Annotated in this window: 18 protein-coding genes; 11 read left to right on the forward strand and 7 right to left on the reverse strand. The window is 68.8% G+C overall.

Translation table 11 applies throughout. The annotated features are described in order from the left end of the window. Window position 1: 1 nt before the first annotated feature. A complete protein-coding gene (flgC, locus tag GLS40_RS01190) occupies window positions 2–394 on the reverse strand; it encodes a flagellar basal body rod protein FlgC (RefSeq protein WP_160380772.1) in 393 nt (130 codons plus the stop codon). Window positions 395–403: 9 nt separating this feature from the next. Next, on the reverse strand, window positions 404–790 hold the full coding sequence (locus tag GLS40_RS01195; protein ID WP_160380773.1) for a FlgB family protein: 387 nt from the start codon (window positions 788–790) through the stop codon (window positions 404–406). Window positions 791–883: 93 nt separating this feature from the next. Between GLS40_RS01195 and GLS40_RS01200 the strand changes: the two genes are divergently transcribed. The 6 genes from GLS40_RS01200 (at window position 884) to GLS40_RS01225 (ending at window position 10,919) form a co-directional block, all read left to right on the forward strand. Continuing rightward, the gene (locus tag GLS40_RS01200; protein ID WP_160380774.1) at window positions 884–2,341 is read left to right on the forward strand and encodes a FliI/YscN family ATPase; all 1,458 of its coding nucleotides are present in this window, start codon (window positions 884–886) and stop codon (window positions 2,339–2,341) included. A 141-nt stretch (window positions 2,342–2,482) separates the two neighbouring features. Beyond that, window positions 2,483–4,507: a bifunctional DedA family/phosphatase PAP2 family protein gene (locus GLS40_RS01205; protein ID WP_160380775.1), complete on the forward strand. Its 2,025-nt coding sequence runs from the start codon at window positions 2,483–2,485 to the stop codon at window positions 4,505–4,507. A gap of 208 nt (window positions 4,508–4,715) precedes the next feature. Further along, window positions 4,716–6,101: a siroheme synthase CysG gene (gene cysG, locus GLS40_RS01210; RefSeq protein WP_160380776.1), complete on the forward strand. Its 1,386-nt coding sequence runs from the start codon at window positions 4,716–4,718 to the stop codon at window positions 6,099–6,101. A 664-nt stretch (window positions 6,102–6,765) separates the two neighbouring features. Continuing rightward, window positions 6,766–7,617, forward strand: coding sequence for a formate/nitrite transporter family protein (locus GLS40_RS01215; protein ID WP_160380777.1), 852 nt, complete (start codon window positions 6,766–6,768; stop codon window positions 7,615–7,617). 265 nt (window positions 7,618–7,882) lie between these two features. Then, entirely contained in the window at window positions 7,883–10,336 is a 2,454-nt protein-coding gene (locus GLS40_RS01220; RefSeq protein WP_160380778.1) for a heavy metal translocating P-type ATPase, read from the forward strand. 169 nt (window positions 10,337–10,505) lie between these two features. Beyond that, a complete protein-coding gene (locus tag GLS40_RS01225; protein ID WP_160380779.1) occupies window positions 10,506–10,919 on the forward strand; it encodes a MerR family DNA-binding protein in 414 nt (137 codons plus the stop codon). Window positions 10,920–11,101: 182 nt separating this feature from the next. Here the strand turns inward: GLS40_RS01225 and GLS40_RS01230 are convergent, their stop codons facing one another. Genes GLS40_RS01230 through GLS40_RS01250 form a run of 5 tightly spaced genes read right to left on the reverse strand, consistent with a single transcriptional unit; the run spans window position 11,102 to window position 16,586 of the window. Beyond that, the gene (locus GLS40_RS01230; RefSeq protein WP_160380780.1) at window positions 11,102–12,394 is read right to left on the reverse strand and encodes an acyl-CoA dehydrogenase family protein; all 1,293 of its coding nucleotides are present in this window, start codon (window positions 12,392–12,394) and stop codon (window positions 11,102–11,104) included. Next, on the reverse strand, window positions 12,394–13,170 hold the full coding sequence (locus GLS40_RS01235; RefSeq protein WP_160380781.1) for an enoyl-CoA hydratase/isomerase family protein: 777 nt from the start codon (window positions 13,168–13,170) through the stop codon (window positions 12,394–12,396). Before GLS40_RS01235 ends, GLS40_RS01230 begins: the two co-directional genes overlap by 1 nt. Then, complete coding sequence (locus GLS40_RS01240) at window positions 13,167–14,297, reverse strand: acyl-CoA dehydrogenase family protein (protein ID WP_160380782.1); 1,131 nt, start codon at window positions 14,295–14,297, stop codon at window positions 13,167–13,169. Before GLS40_RS01240 ends, GLS40_RS01235 begins: the two co-directional genes overlap by 4 nt. Window positions 14,298–14,304: 7 nt before the next feature. Next, window positions 14,305–15,492 carry an acyl-CoA dehydrogenase family protein gene (locus GLS40_RS01245; RefSeq protein WP_160380783.1) on the reverse strand — a complete coding sequence of 396 codons (1,188 nt, stop codon included), beginning with the start codon at window positions 15,490–15,492 and terminating at the stop codon, window positions 14,305–14,307. Beyond that, complete coding sequence (locus GLS40_RS01250) at window positions 15,489–16,586, reverse strand: NAD(P)H-dependent flavin oxidoreductase (protein WP_160380784.1); 1,098 nt, start codon at window positions 16,584–16,586, stop codon at window positions 15,489–15,491. Before GLS40_RS01250 ends, GLS40_RS01245 begins: the two co-directional genes overlap by 4 nt. A gap of 181 nt (window positions 16,587–16,767) precedes the next feature. Here GLS40_RS01250 and GLS40_RS01255 point away from each other — a divergent pair, with 181 nt between their 5' ends. From GLS40_RS01255 to GLS40_RS01275, 5 genes are all read left to right on the forward strand, one after another. Beyond that, on the forward strand, window positions 16,768–17,484 hold the full coding sequence (locus GLS40_RS01255; RefSeq protein ID WP_160380785.1) for a TetR/AcrR family transcriptional regulator: 717 nt from the start codon (window positions 16,768–16,770) through the stop codon (window positions 17,482–17,484). A 72-nt stretch (window positions 17,485–17,556) separates the two neighbouring features. Next, the gene (locus GLS40_RS01260; protein WP_160380786.1) at window positions 17,557–19,440 is read left to right on the forward strand and encodes a TRAP transporter permease; all 1,884 of its coding nucleotides are present in this window, start codon (window positions 17,557–17,559) and stop codon (window positions 19,438–19,440) included. Between the two features lie 8 nt (window positions 19,441–19,448). After that, window positions 19,449–20,735, forward strand: coding sequence for a DUF1254 domain-containing protein (locus GLS40_RS01265; RefSeq protein ID WP_160380787.1), 1,287 nt, complete (start codon window positions 19,449–19,451; stop codon window positions 20,733–20,735). Next, a complete protein-coding gene (locus GLS40_RS01270; RefSeq protein ID WP_202075757.1) occupies window positions 20,732–21,763 on the forward strand; it encodes a TAXI family TRAP transporter solute-binding subunit in 1,032 nt (343 codons plus the stop codon). The genes GLS40_RS01265 and GLS40_RS01270 overlap by 4 nt, the downstream gene beginning before the upstream one ends. Further along, window positions 21,763–23,850: an acetate--CoA ligase family protein gene (locus GLS40_RS01275; RefSeq protein WP_160380788.1), complete on the forward strand. Its 2,088-nt coding sequence runs from the start codon at window positions 21,763–21,765 to the stop codon at window positions 23,848–23,850. Before GLS40_RS01270 ends, GLS40_RS01275 begins: the two co-directional genes overlap by 1 nt. The last annotated feature ends 207 nt before the right edge of the window (window positions 23,851–24,057 follow it).

The raw sequence follows: 24,057 nt of genomic DNA on the forward strand, positions 1-24,057 counted from the left end.
GTTATCTGCGCAGCAGCTCCAGCAGGGAACTGGCCATCTGCCTTGCCTGGTCGAACATCTTCAGGTTCGCCTCGTAGCTGCGCTGCGCTTCGCGCGCGTCAGCGATTTCGATCACCAGGTCGACGTTCGAGCCGTCCAGGTAACCGGCTTCATCGGCGAGGGGGTGCGACGGATCGTAGATCCGCGCCAGCTCGGACCGGTCGAGCGTCACCCGACCGACCTTGACCGTCCCCTCACCCTCTCCGGCGCCGATCCCGCTTTCGAACGGTACGATCTTGCGCCGGTAACCGGGGGTGTCCGCATTTGCGATGTTTTCCGACACATGCCGGATCCGCTGCGCCTGAGCGCGCAGACCGCTGGCACTGGCCGCAATGGATGAGCCGAGATCGTTCATCGCGCCCTCCTACCTGCGGCCGAGGGCGGTGCGCAGCAGCGTCAGCCCGCTGCGATAGATCGCCAGGGCCCGGTCATGGGCCTGCTGCACCGCCACGGCCTGCATCATCTCGGTCTCAAGCGAGACGGAGTTGCCGTTGGGTTCGGATTCCGCGATCTCACGCAGATCGGCATCGGGCATGCGCCCGGCCAGGGCACCGTTCAGATGGCTCGCGCGGGTCGCCCGCATCCGGGTTGCCGGATCGGGGCGGACCACATCGGCGAAATCCGGAATATCCCGGCGGCGATAGCCCGGCGTATCCGCATTCGCGATATTGCGCGCGATCACCGACTGCCGCTTTCCGGCATGCAGCGCCATGGCCTGCGAGGTTCGGAATATCTCCAGCGATTGGTACATCGGGGCTTCTCCCTCGATTGCGTTCAATCAAGGCTTAACCCTGATTCCTTTAGAAATGGTTCGTGGCAGAAGGCCAGGAAAAGGATCAGCGGGATGGATTTTGACGGATTGGCGGCGGCGCTTTCGCGGATGGATCCGGTGCGCCAGGTCGGACGGGTCGCGGTGGTGGAGGAGTCGATCCTGCGGGTCACGGGGCTGAGCCGCCACGCCCGGCTGGGCGATCAGGTGCTGCTGCTGACCGGCGACAGGCGCGTCGCGGGCGAGGTCATGCGCATCGGCGACAGCGACATCATGGTGATGCCCTACGAGGATTTGCAGGGCGTCTCGCGCGGGGATCGCGTGGTGCTGACCGGCGCTTCGGACCTGGCGCCGGACGACTCGTGGATCGGCCGGGTGATCGACCCGTTCGGCCTGCCGCTCGACGGCGCCCCGATCCGCCCCGGGGGGCTGGCAAGGCTCCTGCGCGCCGCCCCGCCCGATCCTGCGGGGCGTGAGGGGCTGGGCGCCCGGCTGGAAACCGGAATGGCCGTGTTCAACACCATGCTGCCGGTCGCGCGCGGCCAGCGGATCGGGCTCTTTGCCGGGTCGGGCGTGGGCAAATCCAGCCTGATCGCGCATTTCGCCCGCGCGATCGAGGCCGATGTCGTGGTCATCGCCCTGATCGGCGAACGCGGGCGCGAGCTGCGCGATTTCGTCCAGGATGTGCTGGGGCCCGAGGGGATGGCGCGTACGGTGGTGGTCGCCGCGACCTCGGACCGCCTGCCGCTGGTGCGGCGGCGCTGCGCCCAGGCCGCCATGACCGTGGCCGAGCATTTCCGCGACCGGGGTTGCGACGTGCTGCTGCTGGCCGATTCGATGACCCGCTTTGCCGAGGCGCATCGCGAGGTCGCCACCGCCTCGGGCGAGATCCCCTCGCTGCGCGGCTATCCCCCGTCGACGGCCCATGCGCTGATGAACCTCTGCGAACGGGCGGGGCCGGCCGGGCCGGAGCAGGGGGCAATCACCGCAATCCTGTCCGTGCTTGTCGCAGGGTCGGATATGGAGGAGCCGGTCGCCGACATCCTGCGCGGCGTATTGGACGGCCATGTCGTGCTGGACCGCGCCATTGCCGAGCGCGGGCGTTATCCGGCGATCGACCTGCTGCGCTCGGTCTCGCGCAGCCTGCCGGGCGTGGCCACACCCGACGAGAACGAGACCATCGCCGCGGTCCGCCAGATGCTCGGCACCTACGAGAAGTCCGAAATCCTCGTGCGCGCCGGGCTCTATACCGAGGGCGCGAACCCCGAGCTGGACCGCGCCGTGCGGGCCTGGCCCGAACTGGATGCCTTCATCGCCGAGGCAGAGGCGAACGACACGCGGAACTCCTTCAACCGGCTGCGGCTGATCCTGCGCCGGGCGGGTGCGGGGGCACCCTCCCAGGCGCAACGGGGGGCGTCTCGGCACGGCACGGGGGCGTCGCAGCCGGCGGCGCAGCTGCCCGCGCTGCCGCGCGCCAGGGTGCCCTCCGGCACGCTGCAAGAGGTTCTGCCACCCCCGGATTTCGCCCGCTGACCGGGGCGGCCCCGGACGCGCGCCACCGGATTGCCCCTGCCCGCGCCGGCGCGGTTGCGATTGCGTGATTGCGCCATTCGGGTCTGTCCTGCGGCCCCGGGCCCCGCTATCTGCAGGAGAGAACCAAACCGGAGGGCCGTCATGTCGGGCTGGGCCAGCCACATCCTGCCATCGCTGGAGAGCCTGGGAATCTGGGCCTACTGGATCATCGGCGCCGCCTCGATGCTTGAATCTTTCTTCGTCACCGGCATCGTGGTGCCCGGGACGCTGATCGTGGATGCGGGCGGGGCCCTGGTGCGGCTGGGGCGGATCGACTTCTTCGACCTCGTGTGGTTCGTCGCCCTCGGCGCCATCCTGGGCGGCGAGGCGGGGTTCTGGCTGGGCCGGATCGCGGGCCGGCGGTTCCAGCAGGGCTGGGCCCCGACCCGCCTGCCGGCCTTTCGCCGCGCCGAGGGGCTGTTTCAGCGACACGGCGGTATGGCGCTGATCCTGGGCCGGTTCCTGGGGCCTGTTGCCGGGCTGGTGCCCCTTGCCGCCGCCCTGACGGGCATGCCCGCCAGCCGGTTCCGCCTGTGGAACATCGCCAGCGGGATCATCTATGCCTTTGCCCATGTCGCCATCGGCTTTGCCGCGGGCGACATCCTGGCCCGCATCGGCCCGGTGCTGGGCCGCGACGCGCTGGTCGTGGGCGCCATCGCCCTGCTGATCGGTTTCATCTACCTGATCGCCGCGCAGATCCGGCGGGCCCTGCCGGTCCTGATGCGCTGGTTCCGCATGATCCTGTCGGCCGTCACGGGCCATCCGCTGGCTGCCCGGCTGATGCGGCGCCACCCCCGCCTCACGCGCCTGATCCTCGGCCGGTTCGAAACCGACCGCTTTTCGGGCCTGATCCTGACAGCCTTGATCGCGGTGCTGCTCTACCTCGCCACCGCCTGGGCCGAGTCGGTCTTCGACTTCCTCAGCGTGCCGCAGGTGGCCGAAACCGACCTGCGCCTTGCCCGGCTGATCCACGTGTTCTGGACACCGGAGCTGCTGCGCCTGTTCGGGCTGATCACCCAGCTGGGCCACTGGCCGGTGGTGCTGGCCGTGTTCCTGGGCACAGCCGGAGCCCTGGCCGTGACCCGGCGTTGGCCCTCGCTGCTGCAGCTCTGCGTCGCGCTTGGCGGAGAGCTGGTGACCGTGCGACTGCTCAAAGGCGCCTTTGACCGCCCCCGGCCAGAGCTGGGGTATTTCGTCGAAACCTCGGGCAGCTTCCCCTCGGGGCACGCCACCCTGTCCATCGCCTTCTGGGGCACGCTGGTGGTGATCCTCTGGCGCGAGCGGCTGATCGGCGTGACCACCGCGCTGATCCTCGCCACCGCCTTTGCCGTGCTGATCGGCGGCAGCCGGTTGTACCTGATCGAGCATTTCCTGTCCGACGTGCTGAACGGCTGGCTTCTGGGCGGCATCTGGCTGGTCGTGGGGCTGGGCGCGGCGGAATGGCTGCGCCATGCGCGCGGCCTGCCCGCCCCGGTCGAGAGGTGGCGGCAGGGCTGCGCCATCGCCATCGCCGCCCTGGGCCTTGCCGCCGCGGGCTATGGCGTCGCCACCGCCAACCCGCCGCTGACCGCGCGCCAGACGCAGGAGGCACGCCCTGTCGATCCGCTGGCCGAGATCGGCACGACCGCCTTCCCCGCCGTGGCCGAGACGCTGACCGGGGACCATGTCCTGCCGATCCGCGTGGTCATCACCGCCCCCGACACCGACAGGCTGACTACCCGGCTGGCCACCGCCGGCTGGACGCCGGTTGCCACGCCGACCTTCTCCGGCGCGCTGCAGGCCGCATGGGACGACCTGCGCGATATCCGCGACCCGGGCGCGCCGGTACTGCCGATGTTCTGGAACAGCCACCCGCAGGATCTGGCCCTGCGGAACGACAGCAGCGGCGCGGTGCTGCGCCTGTGGCTTGCGGGCAGGCGCAAGGGGGACGGCGCGCAGACCTATGCCGTGGCGCTGGAACCGGCCGAGACCGGCATGCCCGCGCCCCTGTCGGCCGAGGGTCTGGGCGCGCTGATGCCGGGCGCGCGGAACATCACGGTGCCCGATATGCCCGATCACGGATCCGGCCCTGACGGGGCGGCCTGGCTGTGGGACGGCAGCGTCCTGATCGGGGATCTGGCACCCTGACGCCCAAGAAACATGCAGGGGCATCATATATTCCGCTGCGGCGCATGTATGCCTTGCGAGGCTTCCGTGGGGTGAGATAGGATTCGGAGAGGCGACAACGGCGTCGCCGATTCCCAAATACCGGGTTCATGGGCAAAGCTGCTCGACCGCGTGCGATCCAGATCGCGCGGGTGTCGGCGGCTTTTTTTGTTTTGCGAGGACCACAGCCATGAAGAATTTTCCGATGTTCCTGCGGATGGACGGACGCCGTGTCGTGCTCTGCGGCGGCGATGAAGAGGTGGCGCGCAAGGCCCGCCTGATCCTCAAGACCGAGGCGCGGATCACCATCCTGGCCGAGACGCTGGACAGCGAGCTGCAGGGGCTGGTCGCCTCGGGCCGCGCCGATCACGTGACCGCGCTGCAGGACGACACCTTTGCCCAGGCCGCGCTGGTCTTCATCGCCACCGGCGACGAGGGCCGCGACGCCCTGCTCGCCCACCGCGCCCGTGCCGCTGGGGCGGTGGTCAACGTGATCGACCGGCCCGAGCTCTGCGATGCCTTCACCCCCTCGATCGTCGACCGCGACCCGCTGGTTGTCGCCATCGGGACCGAGGGGGCGGCGCCCGTGCTGGGCCGCGCCATCAAGACCGAGATCGAGACCATGTTGCCCCCCCGCCTTGGCGGATTTGTCGCCCTGGCCGGGCGGCTGCGCGACGCCGTGGCTCAGAGCATCCCCCAGGCCGACCGGCGCGGCTTCTGGGAATGGGCGTTTTCCGGCGCGGCCTTTCGCGCCCATCTGGCCGGGCGCGAGCGCGCCGCCGCCGACATGCTCAAGGCGGCCATCGCGGACGGGCAGGCCCCCGCGCGGCAGGGCCACATCGCGCTGGTCGGCGCCGGCCCCGGCGCCCGCGACCTGCTGACCCTGCGCGCCGTGCACCGCCTGCAACAGGCCGATGTGATCTTCTACGACCGGCTGGTCGATCCCGAGGTCCTGGAACTTGCCCGCCGCGACGCCGACCGGGTCTATGTCGGCAAGGAGGTCGGGGCCTGCGCCTGGCCACAGGACAAGATCGACCGGCTGATCGTGGCCGAGGCCGCGCAGGGCAAGCGCGTGGTGCGGCTGAAATCCGGCGATCCGTCGATCTTTGGCCGCGCCTGCGAGGAAATCGCCGCCGCCCGCGCCGCCGGGATCGAGGTCGAGATCGTGCCCGGCATCACCGCCGCATCGGCCGCCGCCGCCGCCATCGGGCGCCCGCTGACCGAACGGGGCGAAACCGACACCTTCGTCATCACCACGGGCACCTGCCGCCCGGGCGATGCCGACCCAGACCGCGCGCACCTTGCCCGCCCGGGTACGGCTGCGGCCTTCTACATGGCCGTGGACAAGGCCGAGGCCGTGCAATCCGACCTGATTGCGGCGGGAACCCCCGGCAGCTGCCCGGTGGACATCGTCGCCGCCGTCTCGACCGGGCGGCAAAGGCATGTCGCGACGACGCTCGACAGCCTGGCCGCAACGATGCGCGCGAGCGGCGTGCAGAGCCCGGCGATCCTGCTGGTGCGGCATCCGAAATCGCTGGCCGCACCCAGGGCGGAGGATACGCGGCAGGTCGCATGACGGCCGGGCGCAATCCCTGCGCCGGACCGCAAGGCCTTGCCGAAATCTTGGGCACAGCCAGGCAAAACCCGGCAAAACAGCCAAAATCGACGGAAAAGACTCCAGAGCAGTAAACATTCCGTGATAGAGAATGTTTCATCGAGGCGACATTGCCTCTGCCGCAACGGCGCGGCGATTTCAGTCACAGCGGTCCGCAAGGACACGCAGCAACGATGCTGCCCGACGCTCTGATCCACTTCAGATCGCGGAAGAGGCCTGCCCCCGAGGCATGCGCCCTTCCTGACCGAAACCGCCGCGGCCCGGTTCTCCGGTTCCGCACCCGGAGGACAGCATGTCCGCATATCGAACCGCCCATGCCGGCCCCCTGCCCGGCGCTGCCGCCGCGCTGGCCGCCCGTGGCCGGAACCCTGCCGGACACAGGCCCCTCACCCGGATTTCCGAAACGACGGCCACCGCAGCAGGTGGCCCCGTAGCGCAGGGATCGCGCGTGACGAACCCGTCGCATGCCCCCAAGCCCCCCGTGTGATCCCATCCCGCGACCCCCGGCGCCCGGCGCCGGAGGATGGCACACGGACCCTGGCCCCGCCGACCCGGCGGTCTGGCCGCACACCTGAACCCGGGCGCCTGTCCACAGGCACCGCAAAACTCTGAGAAGGAACACGAAATGTCGTATGTTACCCCCAAGGAATTCGCGGCCAAGATGGTCGACGCCGGGGAATCCAAGGTCTTCATGTCCACCAAGGACACCCTGATCCGCGCCTATATGGCGGGCGCGATCCTGGCACTTGCCGCCGCCTTTGCCGTGACCATCGCGGTGAACACCGGCAACTTCCTGGTCGCCTCGCTGCTTTTCCCGGTCGGGTTCTGCATGCTCTACCTCATGGGTTTCGACCTGCTGACCGGCGTCTTCACCCTGGCGCCGCTGGCCCTGCTGGCGAAACGCCCGGGCGTCAGCTGGGGCGGGGTCTTCCGCAACTGGGGCCTCGTCTTCGTCGGCAACTTTGCCGGGGCTATGACAACCGCCGTCTTCATGGCGATCATCTTTACCATGGGCTTCAGCCAGGAACCGAACGCCGTCGGCGCCAAGATCGGCCAGATCGGCGAAGCCCGGACCCTGGGCTATGCGGCCGCCGGGGGCGCGGGCATGCTGACCGTCTTCATCCGGGCGGTGATGTGCAACTGGATGGTCTCGACCGGCGTTGTCGCGGCGATGATGTCGACCTCGACCAGCGGCAAGATCATGGCGATGTGGATGCCGATCCTGGTCTTCTTCTACCTGGGCTTCGAACATTCCATCGTGAACATGTTCCTGTTCCCCTCGGGCATCATGCTGGGCGGCAATTTCACCTGGTTCGACTACCTCGCCTACAACGAGATCCCGGTGATCCTGGGCAACCTGGTTGGCGGTCTGACCTTCGTGGGCGGCATGATCTACATGACCCACTTCAGGGAATCGCCCAAGCGCAACGCTCCCATCGCCCATACCGACGACGCCGTCGGCATGCCGGCCGAGTGATCCGCGCCTTCGGGGTCCCGCCGCGGCGGGGCCCTGTTCCGGTCCGGCCAGTGCGTTCGCCGCCACCGCCCGCAAGCCGCGCAGGCTGACCCGCGATCCGCCGGGGACTGCCGCGCTGGCCAAGGGGGCCGTCGTCCCCCGGCCCATCGGACACGGCCCGTTCCGGCCCGCCTGCGCGAAAAGGCGAAACCTCCCCCTTGACCTTCCAGCAACTGGAGACCCTACATCGGCGCTCCACACCCCTGGTGGAAGGAAAGGACCCGTCATGCCCGACACGCACGCACATCACCCGGAGACCGGCGCCATCATTCGCGATCCCGTCTGCGGCATGACGGTCGACCCGACCGCGGGCAAGCCGACGGCCGAGTATCAGGGCCACACCTATCACTTCTGCGCCGAGGGCTGCCGCAAGAAGTTCGAGGCCGACCCCGAGGCCTATCGCACCGCCAAGGACCCGGTCTGCGGCATGACGGTCGAGCGGGCCAGCGCCGCGCATATGAGCAAGCACGAGGGGCAGCGGTTCTACTTCTGCTCCGCCGGCTGCCAGAGCAAGTTCGAAGGCGATCCCGACGCCTATCTCGGCGACCGGCCCGCGCCCGAGCCGATGCACGAGGGCACGATGTACACCTGCCCGATGGACCCCGAGATCGTGCAGGACCACCCCGGCGACTGCCCGATCTGCGGCATGGCGCTGGAACCGATGACCCCCTCGCTCGACAGCGGGCCGCATCCGGAATACGTCGACTTCAAGCGGCGGCTCAGGATCACCGCGCCGCTGGCGGCGGTGGTCTTCCTGCTGGAAATGGGCAGCCATGTGGGCATCCCCTTCGCCCAGTGGCTGGGCCACACGGCCTTTGTCGGCATCCAGTTCGTGCTGGCCACGGCGGTTGTCTGGTTCACGCGGATGTTCTTCAAGCGCGGCTGGAATTCGATCAGGAACCGCAGCCCCAACATGTGGACGCTGATCGGGCTGGGCACCGGGGCGGCCTATCTCTTTTCCATCGTCTCGATGCTGGCGCCGGGCCTGCTGCCCTCGCAGATGGCGGATGGCATGGGCATGACGCCGGTCTATTTCGAGGCGACGTCGGTCATCCTTGTCCTCGTGCTGATCGGGCAGGTCATGGAACTGGCCGCGCGCGAACGCACCGGCGACGCGATCCGGGCGCTGATGGACCTTGCGCCCAAGACGGCGCGGCGGGTTTCGGGCGAGGTGGAGGAAGACGTGCCGCTGGACGCGCTGAAATCCGGCGACATCCTGCGCGTGCGCCTCGGGGACAGCGTGCCGGTGGACGGCGTGGTGACCGAAGGCCGCTCGTCGGTCGACGAGAGCATGATCACGGGCGAGCCGGTCCCGGTGGAAAAGGTCGCGGGCGAGCCCGTCACCGGCGGGACGCTGAACAAGACCGGCTCCTTCCTGATGAAGGCCCGGACCGTCGGCGATGACACGACCCTCAACCGGATCGTGCAGATGGTCGCCTCGGCCCAGCGGTCGCGCGCGCCGATCCAGGCGGTGGCGGACAAGGTCGCGGGCTATTTCGTGCCCGCCGTGGTCGCCTGTGCGCTGCTGGCCTTTGTCGCGTGGTGGGCCCTGGGGCCGTCGCCCGCGCTGTCCTATGCCTTCGTGGCCGCCGTGTCGGTGCTGATCATCGCCTGCCCCTGCGCGCTTGGCCTGGCCACGCCGATGTCGATCATGGTCGCCTCGGGGCGGGGGGCCAATGCGGGCGTGCTGATCCGCGATGCCGAGGCGCTGGAGCGGTTCGCCAAGGTCGACGTGCTGATCGTCGACAAGACCGGCACCCTGACCGAGGGCAAGCCGACCCTGACCGACGTGGAACCCGAAGGCATGGAGGCGGTCGAGCTGATGACGGTGGTCGCCGCGCTGGAACGCGGCTCCGAACATCCGCTGGCTGAGGCATTGGTCGCCGGGGCCGAGGAACGCGGCGCCACCCGCAAGGAGAGCAGCGATTTCGAGGCCGTCACCGGCAAGGGTGTCACCGGCACGGTCGAGGGCCGCAAGGTGGCCCTGGGCAATGCCGCGCTGATGGCGGATCTGTCGGTCGACACCGGCGCGCTGTCCGACCGCGCCAGGGCGCTGCAGGGCGAGGGCAAGACCGCGATGTTCGTCGCGCTCGACGGTCAGGCGGCGGGCCTTGTCGCCGTGACCGACCGGATCAAGGACACGACCCCGGATGCCATCCGTGCCCTGCACGACCTCGGCCTGCGGATCGTCATGGCCACCGGCGATGCCGAGGCGACCGCCCGCGCCGTGGCCAGGGAGCTGGACATCGACGAAGTCCACGCCGGGGTCAGCCCCGAGGGCAAGGGCGACCTGGTGCAAAAGCTGCGGGGCGAGGGCCTGTCGGTTGCGATGGCCGGCGACGGCGTGAACGACGCCCCGGCGCTGGCTGCGGCCGATGTGGGAATCGGCATGGGGACCGGCGCGGATGTCGCGGTGGAAAGCGCGGGGATCACGCTGGTCAAGGGCGACCTGGGCGGCATCGTGCGCGCGCGCAGGCTGGCCGAGGCGACCATGCGGAACATCCGGCAGAACCTGTTCTTTGCCTTCATCTACAACAGCGCGGGCGTGCCGATCGCGGCGGGCATCCTCTACCCGTTCCTCGGCGTGCTGCTGTCGCCGATCTTTGCCGCGGCGGCGATGAGCCTGTCGTCGGTCTCGGTCATCGGCAATGCGCTGCGTCTCAGGGCGCAGAAACTCTGACCGCCGCGAAGCCGGTCAGCGCCTCCGGGCCGGTCCTTGCCGCAAGGGGCACGGGTCCGGGGGCGATTGTGCATGCGGCGGGCGCGATGCCTCACCGCCGCGTGACGGGCGAGGGGATTGACCCTCCAGCCGGTGGAGCCTTTATCTTGCAGGCGAAGGGAGCCGTGGAATGAATATCGGACACGCCGCCAGGGCAACCGGACTGTCGGTCAAGACGATCCGCTATTACGAGGACATCGGCCTGGTCGACGCCGACCGGGCCGAGAACGGGTATCGCGATTTCGGCGAACGGCAAATCACGCAGCTGAGGATGCTGGCGCAGGCGCGGCACCTCGGGTTCGGGCTGGAGGAATGCCGCCAGCTGCTCGACCTCAACGCCGATCCCGGGCGGGCCAGCCGCGACGTGCAGGCCCTGGCCATCCGCAACCTCGACGCGGTGCGTTCCAAGATCCGGCAGCTCCAGACGCTGGAAGCCGAGCTTGAAACGCTGATCCACGAGTGCCACGGCGACGATGCACCGGACTGCGCCATCCTGGACGGGCTGAGCAGGTCGCCCGACCTGCCCGCCGACGGCGAGGCATAGCCGCCGGGCTGTCCCGCGGTTGCGAGTGGCATAGCCTGCATCGTGGCGCCTATCCGCCTGGCCCGGGGCATTTCGCCCGGGGTCGGGGACATCGGCCGACACCCGCCGCCGGGCCGCCGCCCCTCCCCCTCGCAGGGGACGGATCCGGCCCCCGGCAGGACCGCGCCGCCGGTGGCGGTCACTCATCCGGCTGCGCCGCCCCCAGCCGCACGCCAGCGCGACTCGTCCGAGAAATCGGTGCAGAAGTAGCGCATGAGTCCCTCGGGATAGGCGGCGGACTGGGCTGCGAATTCGTGGCGGGCGATGGTGCGCACATGCACCTCGTCCGGGCCGTCATAGATTCGCAGCGCCCGCATCCCGGCCAGGAAATCGGCGGCGGGGCTGTCGTCAGTCATTCCCATTGCGCCAAAGACCTGCACCGCGCGGTCGGCCACCCCATGACAGGCCTGCGCCACCGCCAGCTTGATCATCGAGATCTCGGCCTGTGCGCCCTTGCCGCCCTTGGCGTCCAGCGCGGCGGCCGCGTTCAGGGTCAGCAGGCGGGCCTGCTCCAGCTCCACCCGGCTGTGGGCGACAAATTCCTGCACCTTGCCATGCGCGGCAATCGGGCTGCCGAAGGTCTGGCGCTGCCTCGCCCTTTCGCACATCAGCGCCAGCATCAGCTCGGCCCCGCCGATGGAGCGCATGCAGTGATGGATCCGCGCCGTGGCCAGCCGCACCTGCGCCGCGGCAAAGCCCTTGCCGCGCGCGCCCAGCAGATTCTCCTTGGGCACTTTCACATTGTCGAACACCATCTCGGCATGGGGCCGGAACCGGTGCGAGAAGCCCAGCACCGGGATATCGCGCACCACATGCACGCCGGGCAGGTCGACAGGCACGATCAGGGCGGAATGGCGGGCATAGGCCGCGGCATCGGGGTCGGAGACGCCGATCAGCACGGTGAAGGCCCAGCCCGGCACGCCGTGGTTGCCGGTGAACCACTTGTGGCCATTGACCAGCCAGTGATCGCCCCGGTCCTCGATCTCGGCGGCGATGTTGCGCGCGTCCGAGGATGCCGTTTCAGGCTCGGTCATCGAAAAGCCGGTGCAGACCTCGCCCTCCAGCATCGGCTTCAGCCAGCGGGCCTTCTGCTCTTCGGTCCCGATGGCGACAAGCATCTCCATCGTGGGAAGGTCGGGCGCGTGACAGTTGAAGACCTCGGCCGCCCAATGCACCCAGCCCAGCGTCTCGGCCATCGGGGCGAAGGCGCTGTTGCTCAGCCGCGTGCCGGTGGCCCAGTCCGGCAGCGAGGGCAGGCCCAGGTTCCACAGCCCCTCGTCCCGCGCCTTGCGTTTCAAATCGGCCAGGAAATCCGGCCGGGCCCCGGGCGGGTTGGCGGCGATGAAGCGGTTCATTTCTTTCACCCGGGGAAAGATCTCGCGCGTCATGAAGGCCTGCAGCCGTGTGCCCAGGTCGGGTGTCCTGTGATCGTCCATCATTTCCCCCTGAAGACCGGGCGGCGTTTTTCCAGAAAGGCCCCGGCGCCTTCGGCAAAATCCTCGGTCAGGAAGTTGTCGATGGCCTCGTCGCGTTCCCAGTCGAGCACGACATCCATGCCCTGCAGGTCCTGGGCAAAGAACCGTTTGACCGTGGCCTGTGCCAGCGGCGGGCCAAAGGCCAGCCGTTTGGCCAGCGCCTGCGCGGCCTCCAGCGCGCCGCCGCCGGGCGCGGCGTAATCCGCCAGGCCGTTGGCCAGGGCGCTGGCCTGGTCGATCTCTTCGCCCGTCAGCAGCATGCGCTTGGCGGCCGCCCGCCCCATGCGGCGCGGGACCGACCAGAACATGCCGCCGTCGGGCGAGGCGCCGACGCGGACCTGCGCGGCACAGAACCGCGCGCCCTCGGCCGCGATGACGATGTCGCAGGAGGCAACCAGCCCCACCGCCGCCCCAAAGGCCGGCCCCTCGACCGCCGCGCAGTAGAGCTTGTCCGACTGCAGGATGCGCGCGACCAGCCCGCCGCGCGTGATGCGCTGTTCCATCTCGGGCCGGGTGCGCAGCTCTTTCAGCGCCTTGAGGTTGCCCCCGGCCGAAAAGACGCCGCCCGCGCCGGTGAAGATCAGGACACGCTGTGCCCTGTCCGCCTCGAACGCCTCGACGGCGGCGGTCAGCCCGTCGCGCACGCCGGGCGCGCCCAGCGAATTGCGGAATTCCGGCGCGTCGATGGTCACCGTGGTGACCGCCCCCGCCGTTTCGGTTGTGACGACCCGGGTCATGCTGCCTCCTCCTCCTCTTCTGCCGCGCGCAGGAACGTCGCGCGGAAATGTTCGGCGCTGCCCAGCCAGCGCGACAGCACGTCGGCGCGCAGCAGGTGGTAGCCGATGCCCAGCTCTCGGGTCATGCCGATGGCGCCGTGCAGGTGGATCGCCTCGCGCGCGACAAGGTCACCGGTCTGCACGGCCATCGCCATCGCCGCCGCGACATCGGACCGGGCGCGCAGGGAATATCCCTGCGACAGGGCATTGGCCGCGCCCAGCACCTGCGAGCGCAGCATCTCGATATCCGTGTGCAGGTCGGCGGCGCGGAACTGAAGCGCCTGGTTGGCCGCCAGCGCCTTGCCGAACTGCTCGCGCGTGCCAAGGTACTCAACCGTCTGCCGCAACGCCGCCTCGCAGGAGCCGAGGATTTCCGAGGCCGCGGCAAAGGCGGCGAGGGTAAAGGCCTGTTCCAGCCAGGCGGCCCCCTCTCCGGGACCGGCAAGCCGGGCGGTGGCGGGCAGCGTCACGTCGCTGATGCGCAGGCTGGCCCACTGGCTGCCGTCGGTCGCAGGATATGCCGCCACAGTCAGACCGGGCGTGCCGGCGGGGACAAGGAACAGGCTCACGCCCTCTCCCTCGCCCGCCGACAGGATGAAGGTTTCGGCTGTGGCGCCTTCGGCCACGTGGATCTTGGTGCCATTCAGCCGGTAGCCATCGCCATCCCGTTCGGCCCGGGTCTGCGGCGCCGACATGTCCCACCGCGCGCCCGGTTCCATCGCCGCAAGGGCGACGGGCATCGCCCCGGTTGCGATGCGCCTGGCAAGCGCCGCCGCCTCTGCCCCGCGCGACCGGGCCAGCAGCACGCCGGGCAGGACACAGCCGCCGATCAGCCCGTGGTGGGCAGGCACACGGCCCAGCCCGCGCGCCAGCGTCATCAGCAGCCGCGGCCCGCCATCCGACCCGCCCGCACTGTCCGGCAGCCACGCGCCCCAGACGCCCAGGTCCCCCAGCTTCGAGCGCAGCTCTTCGGGCGCGGGACGCGGGGCCTGCCCGTCGATCCGGGGGGCGCTGTCGCGCGCCGCGCTCAACACGCGGTCGAGCATGTCCTCGACCATGACTTCGTCTTCGCTTGCCGCAAATCTCATGGCCGCCTCACAGGTTCAGGATGTGTTTGGTGATGATCGTGCGCTGGACCTCCTGGCTGCCGCCGGCAATCGCCGGGCCGCGCCACCAGTACCGCGACTCGGCCGCATTGCGGGCCTCGTCGGGGATCAGCCCGTCCAGCGCATCGCCCTCCCAGGCGGCCTCGGCCGGCAAAGCATCCGGGCCGAGAAGCTGGACAATCGCGCGGTCCAGCCGCTGGTTGACCTCGATCCCCCGCAGTTTCAGCACCGAGGCATAGGGGCCGATCCCGCCGTCGTCGACCAGCCTTTCCAGCGCCCGCATCGTCGCGTTTTCCAGCGCGCGCAGCTCGATCATCCGCTTGGCCAGGTCGTCGCGGAACTGCGCATCCTCGATGGCGGGGCGGTTGCCGATCTTGACCTCGCGCGACAGGCGGGTCAGCCGCCCGAGCTTGCGCCGCGCCTCGGTATGACGGGCCGAAAACAGCCGCTCGTGCTCCAGCAGCGACTTGGCGATGCCCCAGCCCGCATTCTCTTGGCCCACCCGGTTGGCCACCGGCACGCGGACATTGTCGAAAAAGAACTGGTTGAACACATGCGCGCCGTAGAAATGGCGGATCGGGCGGCGGGTGATACCGGGGGTGGCCAGGTCGGTCAGCAGGAACGAGATGCCGCCCTGCCGCCGCCCCTCGCGTGAGGTGCGCACGAGGCAGAACATATGGTCGGCGAGATGCCCGCCCGAGGTCCAGATCTTGGTGCCGTTGACGATGTAGTCATCCCCGTCCCGCTCGGCCCGGGTCTGCAGCGACGCGAGGTCGGACCCGGCGCCCGGCTCGGAATAGCCCTGGCACCAGACGTCATCCATCCGCAGCGCGCGGGGCAGGAAATGCGCCTGCTGCGCCGCGTCGCCGTGGGCCTGCAGGATCGGCCCGATCATCTTGATGTTGAAGGTGGCGACTTGCGGCGCGCCATGGGCCGCCATCTCTTCTTCGAAGATGAAAAGCTTGCGCATGTCCCAGCCCGCGCCGCCCCACTGCGCGTCCCAGGCGGGGGCGCCCCAGCCCCGGGCGACCAGCCTCTGCTGCCAGTCCTTCGCCATGTCCTGCCCGACGGACAGTCCCAGGTCCGACAGGCGGCGCATCTCGGGGTCGAGGTTCTGCTTGCAGAACTCGGCGATCTCGGCGCGAAAGGCGGCCTCGCTGCTCATCTGCATGTTCATGCTGCTGTCTCCCTCTGCCGCCCGGCGCGATCCAGCGCGGCATCGCCCTCGCGCACCAGGGTTGCGACGACCTCGGCCACCGGGCGGAGGCGGTCGAACCATCCGATCCCCTGCCCCGCCCCGTAATGCTGCAGCGGGCGGATGTCGTGTTCGATGATCGCCCCCAGGATGTCACCGACCAGCACATCGTGCAGCGGGTGGCTCAACGGCTTGGGCGCGCCGGGCGCGGCCCATTCGTCGGACCAGGCGGATCGGGTCTGGCGGAAGGGCTTGCCGCTTTCCGCCCGGCTGATCACGGTGTCGGTGGTCTGCGCATGCAGCAGCGCCTCCAGCTCGCCGGGCGACAGATGCGGGGCATATTCCTCGGTCATCAGAAAGGCGGTGCCGATCCAGACGCCCTGCGCGCCCAGCGTCAGGGCCGCCGCGATGTGCCGCCCGGTGGCGACGCCGCCCGCCGCCAGCACCGGCACGTCTCCGGCCAGGTCGACAATGCGCGGCACCAGCGAAAAGGTCCCGACCTCGCCGGTATGTCCGCCCGCGTCGTAGCCCTGGGCCACCAGCATGTCGACACCGGCCTCCAGCGCGCGGGCCGCGTGTTTCTCCTGCCCGACCAGCGCGACGGTCGTCTTGCCCTTCGCCTTCATCGCCGCGACCACCTCGGGCGGGCAGCCGATGCCGAGGGCGACCATGTTCACATCCGAGGCCGCAACCGCCGCGATCTGGGCGTCCTGGATTTCCTCGGACCGGATGAACCTGGTGCGCATGCCGGGTTGCGAGGGGGCCGGCACCGCATATCTTGCGCCGATCCCGGCCACGAACGAACGGTGCTGGTCGGGCACCATCGCCTCAAGCTCGGCCCGGTCGTTGCGTTCCGGCACCTTGTTGGGAATCACCAGATCCAGGCCGAAGGGGCGATCCCCCACCGCGGCGCGAATCTGCGCCACCTCGTCCGTGATCTCGCCGGCCAGCCGCCGCGTCGCGCCGTAGACCCCGTATCCCCCGGCATTGCTGACAGCGGCGACAACCTCGACCGCGTGGCTGAATCCGAAAATCGGCACCTCGATACCGAAGCGCTCGCAAAGCTCTGTCTTCACGGGGGTCTCCTCCGTCATACTGTTCCGCGAAGGCGCGCCGATGCGGGTGCGACCTCGCTATTTCGCCGCGCCGCGGCTATCCTCCCGGTCAGATCGGCAAAGAAACTTCTCGCATGATCTAATCGACTCGCATTATTTTTCCGAAGCGGAAAAGAATCAACCACCGATTTGAGAGGCTCCCGTGGACGCCGCAAATGAACTCAGCGAAACCAAGATGGGCCTGCTCCTCGCAGCCGAGCGCCTGTTCGCGACCCAGGGGATCGCGGCGACAACGATTCGGCAGATCAACACCGAGGCCGGGCAAAAGAACAGCTCGGCGATCCACTACCACTTCGGATCCCGCGATGCGATTCTCGACGCGATCGTGGCGCTGAGGGTCACCCCCGCCAACCAAGAGCGCGCCAAGCTGCTGGAAGATGCGCGCAGAGAGGCCGGGGACAAGCCCCTGACGACCGACCGGATCGTGCACCTGCTGATGGATCCCGGCATAAACCGGCTGATGCACACGCAGGGCCCTCATTTCTCACAACGTTTCATCCTTCAGCTGCGGATGAATTTCGACACCTGGCGGCGCTACGAGAGGGAACACCTGGCCTGGACGCTGGACGATCTGCAGTTCGAACTGCGCCGCGCCCGGCCCTATGTGCCGGTGCAGGTGCTGCGCAGCCGCTTTCGCAGCGCGATAAATTTCTCAATGTTTTCCATGGCCGAGATCGAAGTGGCCGAGAACCGGCTGGGCGACCGTTTCAGCCGGGACGAGGCGGAATTCCGGATCGAAGAGCTGATCTCGAGCCTGATCGCGATCATCGACGCCCCGATCACGCCGGGCACCGCCGCCTCGCTGGAAAAAGTCATGTCGTCGGGCAAGGGCGCCCCGCCAGGATTTCTCACAGAATAATTGACTTGCATTAAATCTTGTGATGACTTGCCGTTGGGACCGGAGAGGAGACCGGCCTGACGGAGGAAATCAATGTCACTTACGCTATCGCGCAAGATCGCTCTGGCGCTTGGCCTCCTGCTATCCCTGCAGGCGATCTACACGGCCTATTTCGGCATGTTCGAACCCGGCCTGCACCGGACGCTGGCCTTTGGCGCCTGCATCCTGACGGCGGTCCTGTTCCGGCCGCTCGCCGCACGGCTGTCCAATCCGACGCCGCTCAAGACCGCCCTGGCCTGGCTGGTCGACGTCGTCCTCCTCGTCATCATATTTGCAGCGCTGCAGCGCTTCATCGCCACCGCCGACGCGATGGAGAACATGCTGATCAGCTATTCCGCGCTGGACCAGTGGCTGGCGCTGCTCGCGCTGTTTGCCTGCGTGGAACTCACCCGGCGTGAATTCGGCATGGGGCTGACCGTCGTCGCAGGCGGTGTCCTGGCTTACTGCCTCTGGGGCCAGCACCTGCCGGGGCTGTTCCGTCACGCGGGCTTTACCCTCGACCAGATCGTGCAGGGCACCTGGTACGGTTATGCCGGGGTCTTCGGCATGCCCGTTTCGGTCGTGATCGAGCTGCTGTTCATCTACATCGTCTTCGGCATGGTGCTGGAGGCCACCGGCGCCGGGCGCGCCCTGATCCGCATCGCGGTGCGCGTCACCGGGCGCGTTTCCGGCGGCCCCGCCCATGCGGCCATCGTCGCCTCGACGCTCTTCGGTTCGATGTCGGGCTCGGTCACCGCCAATGTCGCGGGGACCGGGACCTTCACCATCCCGATGATGAAGCAGAAGGGCTTTCGCCCCGAATTCGCCGGCGCGGTCGAGGCCGCCGCCTCTACCGCGGGGCAGTTCATCCCGCCGGTGATGGGCGCCGTGGCCTTCATGCTCGCGCAGCTGACCAGCACGCCCTACCTGCTGGTCTGCGTCGCGGCCATCGTGCCCGCCGCCGCCTATGTCATCGCCCTCTTCACGGCCGTCTGGCTGGAGGCGCGCCGCAGCGGCATCGGCTCTACCGCGCCCGAGGACATGCCCGTGCTGACGCGGCGCGACGCTGTCGACAGCCTGATGTTCGTGATCCCGATCCTTATGGTGATCGGCATCCTGTTGATGGGCCGCTCGCCCGCAATGGCCGGGTTCGGCGCCACCATCGCCGCGCTGGTCCTGGGCTTTCTGAACCCCGAGATCCGCAAGAACCCCCGCCTGCTGGCCGAAGCGCTGGCCAAGGGCGGCATCTCGGGTGCGCGGATCATGATCGCCGTGGGGGCCATCGGCATCGTCGTCGCGGGAATGAACCTGACCGGGCTGGGCCTGAACTTTGCCCAGTCCGTCGGCGCGCTCGGCTCGCATAACCTGTTCCTGTCGCTGATCCTGACGGCGCTTGCCTGCCTTGCCCTCGGCATGGGGATGCCGACCCTGCCGGCCTATCTGATCATCGTGCTGGTGATGGGCCCGGCGCTGTCGGCCATGGGCGCGCCCCGGATCGCGGTGCATATGTTCGTGCTCTACTTCGCCGTGCTGTCGGCGATCACACCGCCGGTCGCCCTGGCCGCCTTTGCCGCGGCCCCAATCGCCGATGCGAATCCGATGAAGGTGGGCATCGTCGCCATGCGGCTGACCATCGTCGGCTTCATCGTGCCGTTCCTGTTCGTGCTGAACCCCTCGCTCCTGCTGATCCACAACTTCGATGCGGGCGATTTCACCATCGGGATCCTGCGCATCGCCTGCATCATATGGGCCCTGTCGGCGGCGCTGGCGGGATACGGCGCGGCGCGTCTGTCGCCGGTCTGGCGCGGGGCGTACCTGTTTGCCGCCGCGCTCTGCCTCGCACGGGGGAGCGACATCGACTTCATCGGCTTCGCGCTGGTGGCCGGGCTTCTCGTCGCCGAACTGCTGCGCGCCCGTGCCCAGCCCAGAACCGCCTGAGAGAGACCATGCCCGAAGACATGACCACGCTCGACCTGCGCAGCATCGCAAGGGAGGCCTATATCTACACCCTTCCGCTGGTGGCGATGGAAAGCTTTCGCCGCCGCCGGATGGCCCTGGGGCCGATGAACGACATGATGCATGCGCGCAAGCTGCTGCATTTCAAGTCGCGCCTCATCACGGCGCCGAACAACGACACGCTCTATTCCAACGCCTGGCTGGACCTTCGCCGCGGGCCAGCCGTGGTCAGCCTGCCCGAAACCGGCGAGCGCTACTTCTCGCTCGCCGTGATGGACATGTGGACGGACAACCTGGCGATCCTGGGCACGCGCACCACCGGCAGCTCTGGCGGGCGCTTCACCATCATCGGCCCCGATGCCCCGACCGAGGGGATCGAGGGGCCCATCGTGCGCTCGACCACCCCGATCTGCTGGATCCTCGCCCGCATCCTGGTGAGCGGCCCCGAAGACCTGGCCGCCGCCCGCAAGGTGCAGGACGCGCTGACCCTGGACATGCCGCCACCGCCCAATGACCTGGGCGGCGATCCGGCAGGGGGGACCCGCAGCGCGCCGTGGCAGGACTACTTTGCCCAGGCCGCCGACCTGCTGGCCCTGCACCGCCCGCCTGCGACCGATACGGGCCTGCTGTCCCGGATCGCGCCCCTGGGGCTTGTCCACGGGTTCGACCCCTCCCACTTTTCCCCCCGCGAGGCCGAAGAGATCGCAGCCGGCGTGGCCGAGGCGCGCCGCTCGATCGAGGGCGGGATGATCATGTCGGAGGGCGACGGCTGGCTGCAACCCAAGACGGGCCTGGGTTTTTACAACCAGGATTACCAGTTCCGCGCCAGCGTCGCCGTCGGCGGCCTTGGCGCGCTGACGCTGGAAGAGGCGACCTATTTCCCCGCCTATTCCTTTGGCGGCACCGCGCTGGACGGGCGGCGGCCGATGCGCTGGCACATCCCGGCGGACCGCCCGATCCCGGTGAACGGGTTCTGGTCGCTGTCGATGTACGAGCCGACAGAGGATGGAGAGCTGTACTTCATCGACAACCCGCTGTCCCGCTACGCCATCGGCGACCGCACGCCGGGCCTGCAGCGGAATGCAGACGGATCACTGGACATCTGGATAGGCCACGATAGCCCGGGCCCGGACCGCGAGAGCAACTGGCTCCCCGCGCCGGCTGGCCGCTACACGCTGTTGCTGCGCGCCTATCTCGCGAAATCGGAGTTGCTGGAAAAGCGATACGCGATCCCGGAACCGCAACCCGCAACATTGGAGGAGGAGACCCCCAAATGACCAAGATCACCCGCCGCACGGCCATGGGCAGCATGGCCGCCTTCGGCCTCGCCTCGACAGCGATGCCGGCCTGGGCCCTGCAGGAAAACCTGCGCGTGCACACCTCGGCGCCCGGCAGTTCCTCGTTCACCTTCACCACGGCGATGCAGACCGTCGTCCAGCGTGAAACGCCGATCCGGATGAACGTGACCTCGGGCCAGACGTCCACGCGGTCGACCCTCGACGCGGCCCAGGGCAACGTCGATCTCTTCATCTCGTCGCCCGCGATCAACTTCTACATGGAACAGGGCATCCAGATGTTCAAGGACATGCCCAATGCCCCTGAACTGTTCAAGAACGTCCGCCAGGTCGTGAATTTCCCGCTCGGGCCGTACCACATCCTGACCTATGCGGATTCCGGTATCGAGACGCTGGAGGACTGCCGCGGGCGCCGCATCTTCATCGGCCCCCCGGGCGGTGCCGCGACAACCGTGGGCCTGGCCATCATGGAAAGCGCCACGGGCATGAAACCCGGCGATTACGAGCAGGCCAAGCTTGACTGGTCTTCGGGGCAGCAGGCGTTCCAGGACCGGCAGGTCGACATGGCGATCATCCCGACGGAGCTGCCTTCGGCCTCGGTCATGCAATTCGCCCTGCTGGGCAAGATCAGGCTGATCTCGATCCCCGACGAGGCGTTCGAGCGTGGCCCGCTGAAGACCATGCTGACGATCCCGGGCCGCACGATCACCGAGATCCCGCCGGACATCTACGGCGCCAACCAGATGAACGACGCCCCGATCAAGGCCGTCGGCAGCTGGGTGGGCATCGGCTCGCGCGTCGGGGTGGATGCCGACACGATCTACGCGGTGACCAAGGCGATGTTCGACGGTCTTGACGACATGCACGCGGCGGCCGACTGGATGAACTTCTTCACGCCGGAAACCGCCCTGCTCCAGCTCAACGCGCCGGTGCATGCCGGGGCCTACCGCTGGTACAAGGAAAACGGCATCCCGGTGCCCGAGGCCTATATCCCGCCGGAGGCCATGTGATGCGTGACGAGGCAACACCGCGGTCCGATCTCGATGCCGTGTTCCGGCCCCGGTCGGTCGCGGTGATCGGGGCGTCGGACACCGAAACCAAGATCGGTGGCACGCCGCTCTACTACCTCAGGTCCCGCGGCTATGCGGGGCAGATCTACCCGATCAACCCGAAAGCCCCTGAGATTCAGGGGCTTCCGGCCTATCCCAACATCAAGGACGCCCCCGGCCCGGTGGATCTGGCGATCATCGCCGTTCCGGCCAGCCTTGCGGTCCAGGCGTTGCAGGACTGCGCCGATGCCGGGGTGAAGGGCGTTGTCATGTTCTCGTCGGGCTTTGCCGAGGTGGGCGAGGACGGCAGTGCGCAACAGGCCCGCATGACCGAGATCGCACGGCAATCCGGCCTGCGCCTGATGGGGCCGAACTGCCTGGGCTTCATGAATATCGAAGACAAGCTCTTTGCCACTTTCGCGCCGGTGGTGAACATGGGTGTCGCGCCCAAGGGCCGGATCGGGCTGGTCAGCCAGTCGGGCGCCTTTGGCGGCTTTGCCTTTTCGGTGGCGCGCGAGCGCGGCATCGGGCTGAGCTACTGGATCACCACCGGGAACGAGGCCGACCTCGGGTTTTCGGAAAGCGTGGAATGGCTTGCCTCGGACCCCGGGACCGACGTGATCGTCGGCTACATGGAGGGCTGCCGCGACGGCGACACGCTGCGCCGGGCGCTTGCCGCCTGCCGCGCGGCGAAGAAGCCGCTGATTGTCTGCAAGGTCGGCAAGACCGAGGCAGGCGCCAAGGCCGCCGCCTCTCACACCGCCGCGCTGGCCGGTGAGGATGCGGTGTTCGACGGCATCTTCCGCCAGTACAACGTCTACCGCGCCAGCAGTATCGAGGAATGCCTCGACGTGGCCTATGCCGCCTCCATCGCCGGGCTGCCCAAGGGGCCCCGCATCGGGCTCTACACTGTATCCGGCGGCGCTGGCGTGCTGATGGCCGACATGGCCGAGGCCTGCGGGCTGGTCGTGCCGGAACTGACCCGCGCGACACAGGACAAGGTGCTGGAGCTTGTGCCCTTCGCCGGGACGCGCAACCCGCTCGACATCACCGGGCAGGTGACGCAGGTCCCCGGCGCGGTGCGGAAATCGCTGGGGTACATGGCGCAGGACGGCACCTGCGACACGGTGGTCAGCTTCATCTCGGCCTCGGGGCTGGCGCCCGGCGGGATGCAGTCGGCCCAGGACATCGCCGAGGTGCGGACCGAGGTTCCGGATGTGCTGCAGGTCGTGTCGACCCTGCCCAGCCCGGCCTTCCGCGAGCTGGTCGAGGCAGCGGGCGTTCCGGTGTTCGAGGATCCGAACCGCGCCGTGAACGCGGTCGCCGCGCTGGCCCGGATCGCCAGGGGCTTTGCCCGGACCGGCAGCGACAGCGCCACCGCCGGGTCCCCGCTGACAGTGCCCGCCAACTGCACGGAACCCGCGGCCCTTGCCGCCCTGGGCGAACACGGCTTGCCGGTTGTCGCGTTCCGCCATGTGCAGACGGCGGCCGAGGCCGGACAGGCGGCATCGGAATTCGGCGGCAAGGTGGTGGTCAAGATCGTCTCGCCCGACATCGGCCACAAGTCCGACATCGGCGGGGTCGAGCTGAACCTCTCGGGCCAGGCCGAGGCCGAGGCGGCGGGCGCCCGGATCCTGGCCGCCGCGCGCAAGGCCGCACCTGACGCACGGATCGACGGCCTGATGGTCGCGCCAATGCAAAAGGGCGTCGCCGAATGCGTGATCGGCGTCCAGCGCGACCCGACCTTCGGCCCGGTGGTGATGTTCGGCCTGGGCGGCGTACATGTCGAGGCGCTGCGCGATGTCGTCTTTCGCGCGGCCCCCTTCGACGCGGACGAGGCGATGGCGATGATCCACGAGGTCCGCGCCATCCGCCTGCTGACCCACCCGAGGGGCTCTGCCCCCGCCGATCTCGACGCGCTGGCGGCAGTGCTTGCGCAGGTCAGCCGCATCGCTGCGGCCTCTCCCGACCTGGTGAGCGCCGACATGAACCCGGTGCTGTCGCTGACCGACGGGGCGGTGATCCTGGACGCGCTGCTGATCGGCTGAACCTCCGCCAGCGCCTGCGCGACAGGATCGAGAGGCCCCGGGACCGACGGTTCCGGGGCCCTCGTTTCCGGGTTTCCGCGCATCGGGCGCCGGAGGGGCCGACAGAACCGGCCCTATCGCTCCCGTACAGACTGACAATCGACAACCGTTGCGCCGCGGACGGTGCGCAAATCCGTGCGTGAACGGCCGCCATGCCCGATCTTGCAG

This window comes from Pseudooceanicola pacificus (genome assembly GCF_009789075.1).
GTDB lineage: Bacteria > Pseudomonadota > Alphaproteobacteria > Rhodobacterales > Rhodobacteraceae > Pseudooceanicola > Pseudooceanicola pacificus.

Excerpts from the sequence above, each read along its gene's own strand:
- flgC (WP_160380772.1), bottom strand. The coding sequence starts at position 394 with ATGAACGATCTCGGCTCATCCATTGCGGCCAGTGCCAGCGGTCTGCGC.
- GLS40_RS01195 (WP_160380773.1), bottom strand. The coding sequence starts at position 790 with ATGTACCAATCGCTGGAGATATTCCGAACCTCGCAGGCCATGGCGCTG.
- GLS40_RS01200 (WP_160380774.1), top strand. The coding sequence starts at position 884 with ATGGATTTTGACGGATTGGCGGCGGCGCTTTCGCGGATGGATCCGGTG.
- GLS40_RS01205 (WP_160380775.1), top strand. The coding sequence starts at position 2,483 with ATGTCGGGCTGGGCCAGCCACATCCTGCCATCGCTGGAGAGCCTGGGA.
- cysG (WP_160380776.1), top strand. The coding sequence starts at position 4,716 with ATGAAGAATTTTCCGATGTTCCTGCGGATGGACGGACGCCGTGTCGTG.
- GLS40_RS01215 (WP_160380777.1), top strand. The coding sequence starts at position 6,766 with ATGTCGTATGTTACCCCCAAGGAATTCGCGGCCAAGATGGTCGACGCC.
- GLS40_RS01220 (WP_160380778.1), top strand. The coding sequence starts at position 7,883 with ATGCCCGACACGCACGCACATCACCCGGAGACCGGCGCCATCATTCGC.
- GLS40_RS01225 (WP_160380779.1), top strand. The coding sequence starts at position 10,506 with ATGAATATCGGACACGCCGCCAGGGCAACCGGACTGTCGGTCAAGACG.
- GLS40_RS01230 (WP_160380780.1), bottom strand. The coding sequence starts at position 12,394 with ATGGACGATCACAGGACACCCGACCTGGGCACACGGCTGCAGGCCTTC.
- GLS40_RS01235 (WP_160380781.1), bottom strand. The coding sequence starts at position 13,170 with ATGACCCGGGTCGTCACAACCGAAACGGCGGGGGCGGTCACCACGGTG.
- GLS40_RS01240 (WP_160380782.1), bottom strand. The coding sequence starts at position 14,297 with ATGAGATTTGCGGCAAGCGAAGACGAAGTCATGGTCGAGGACATGCTC.
- GLS40_RS01245 (WP_160380783.1), bottom strand. The coding sequence starts at position 15,492 with ATGAACATGCAGATGAGCAGCGAGGCCGCCTTTCGCGCCGAGATCGCC.
- GLS40_RS01260 (WP_160380786.1), top strand. The coding sequence starts at position 17,557 with ATGTCACTTACGCTATCGCGCAAGATCGCTCTGGCGCTTGGCCTCCTG.
- GLS40_RS01265 (WP_160380787.1), top strand. The coding sequence starts at position 19,449 with ATGCCCGAAGACATGACCACGCTCGACCTGCGCAGCATCGCAAGGGAG.
- GLS40_RS01270 (WP_202075757.1), top strand. The coding sequence starts at position 20,732 with ATGACCAAGATCACCCGCCGCACGGCCATGGGCAGCATGGCCGCCTTC.
- GLS40_RS01275 (WP_160380788.1), top strand. The coding sequence starts at position 21,763 with ATGCGTGACGAGGCAACACCGCGGTCCGATCTCGATGCCGTGTTCCGG.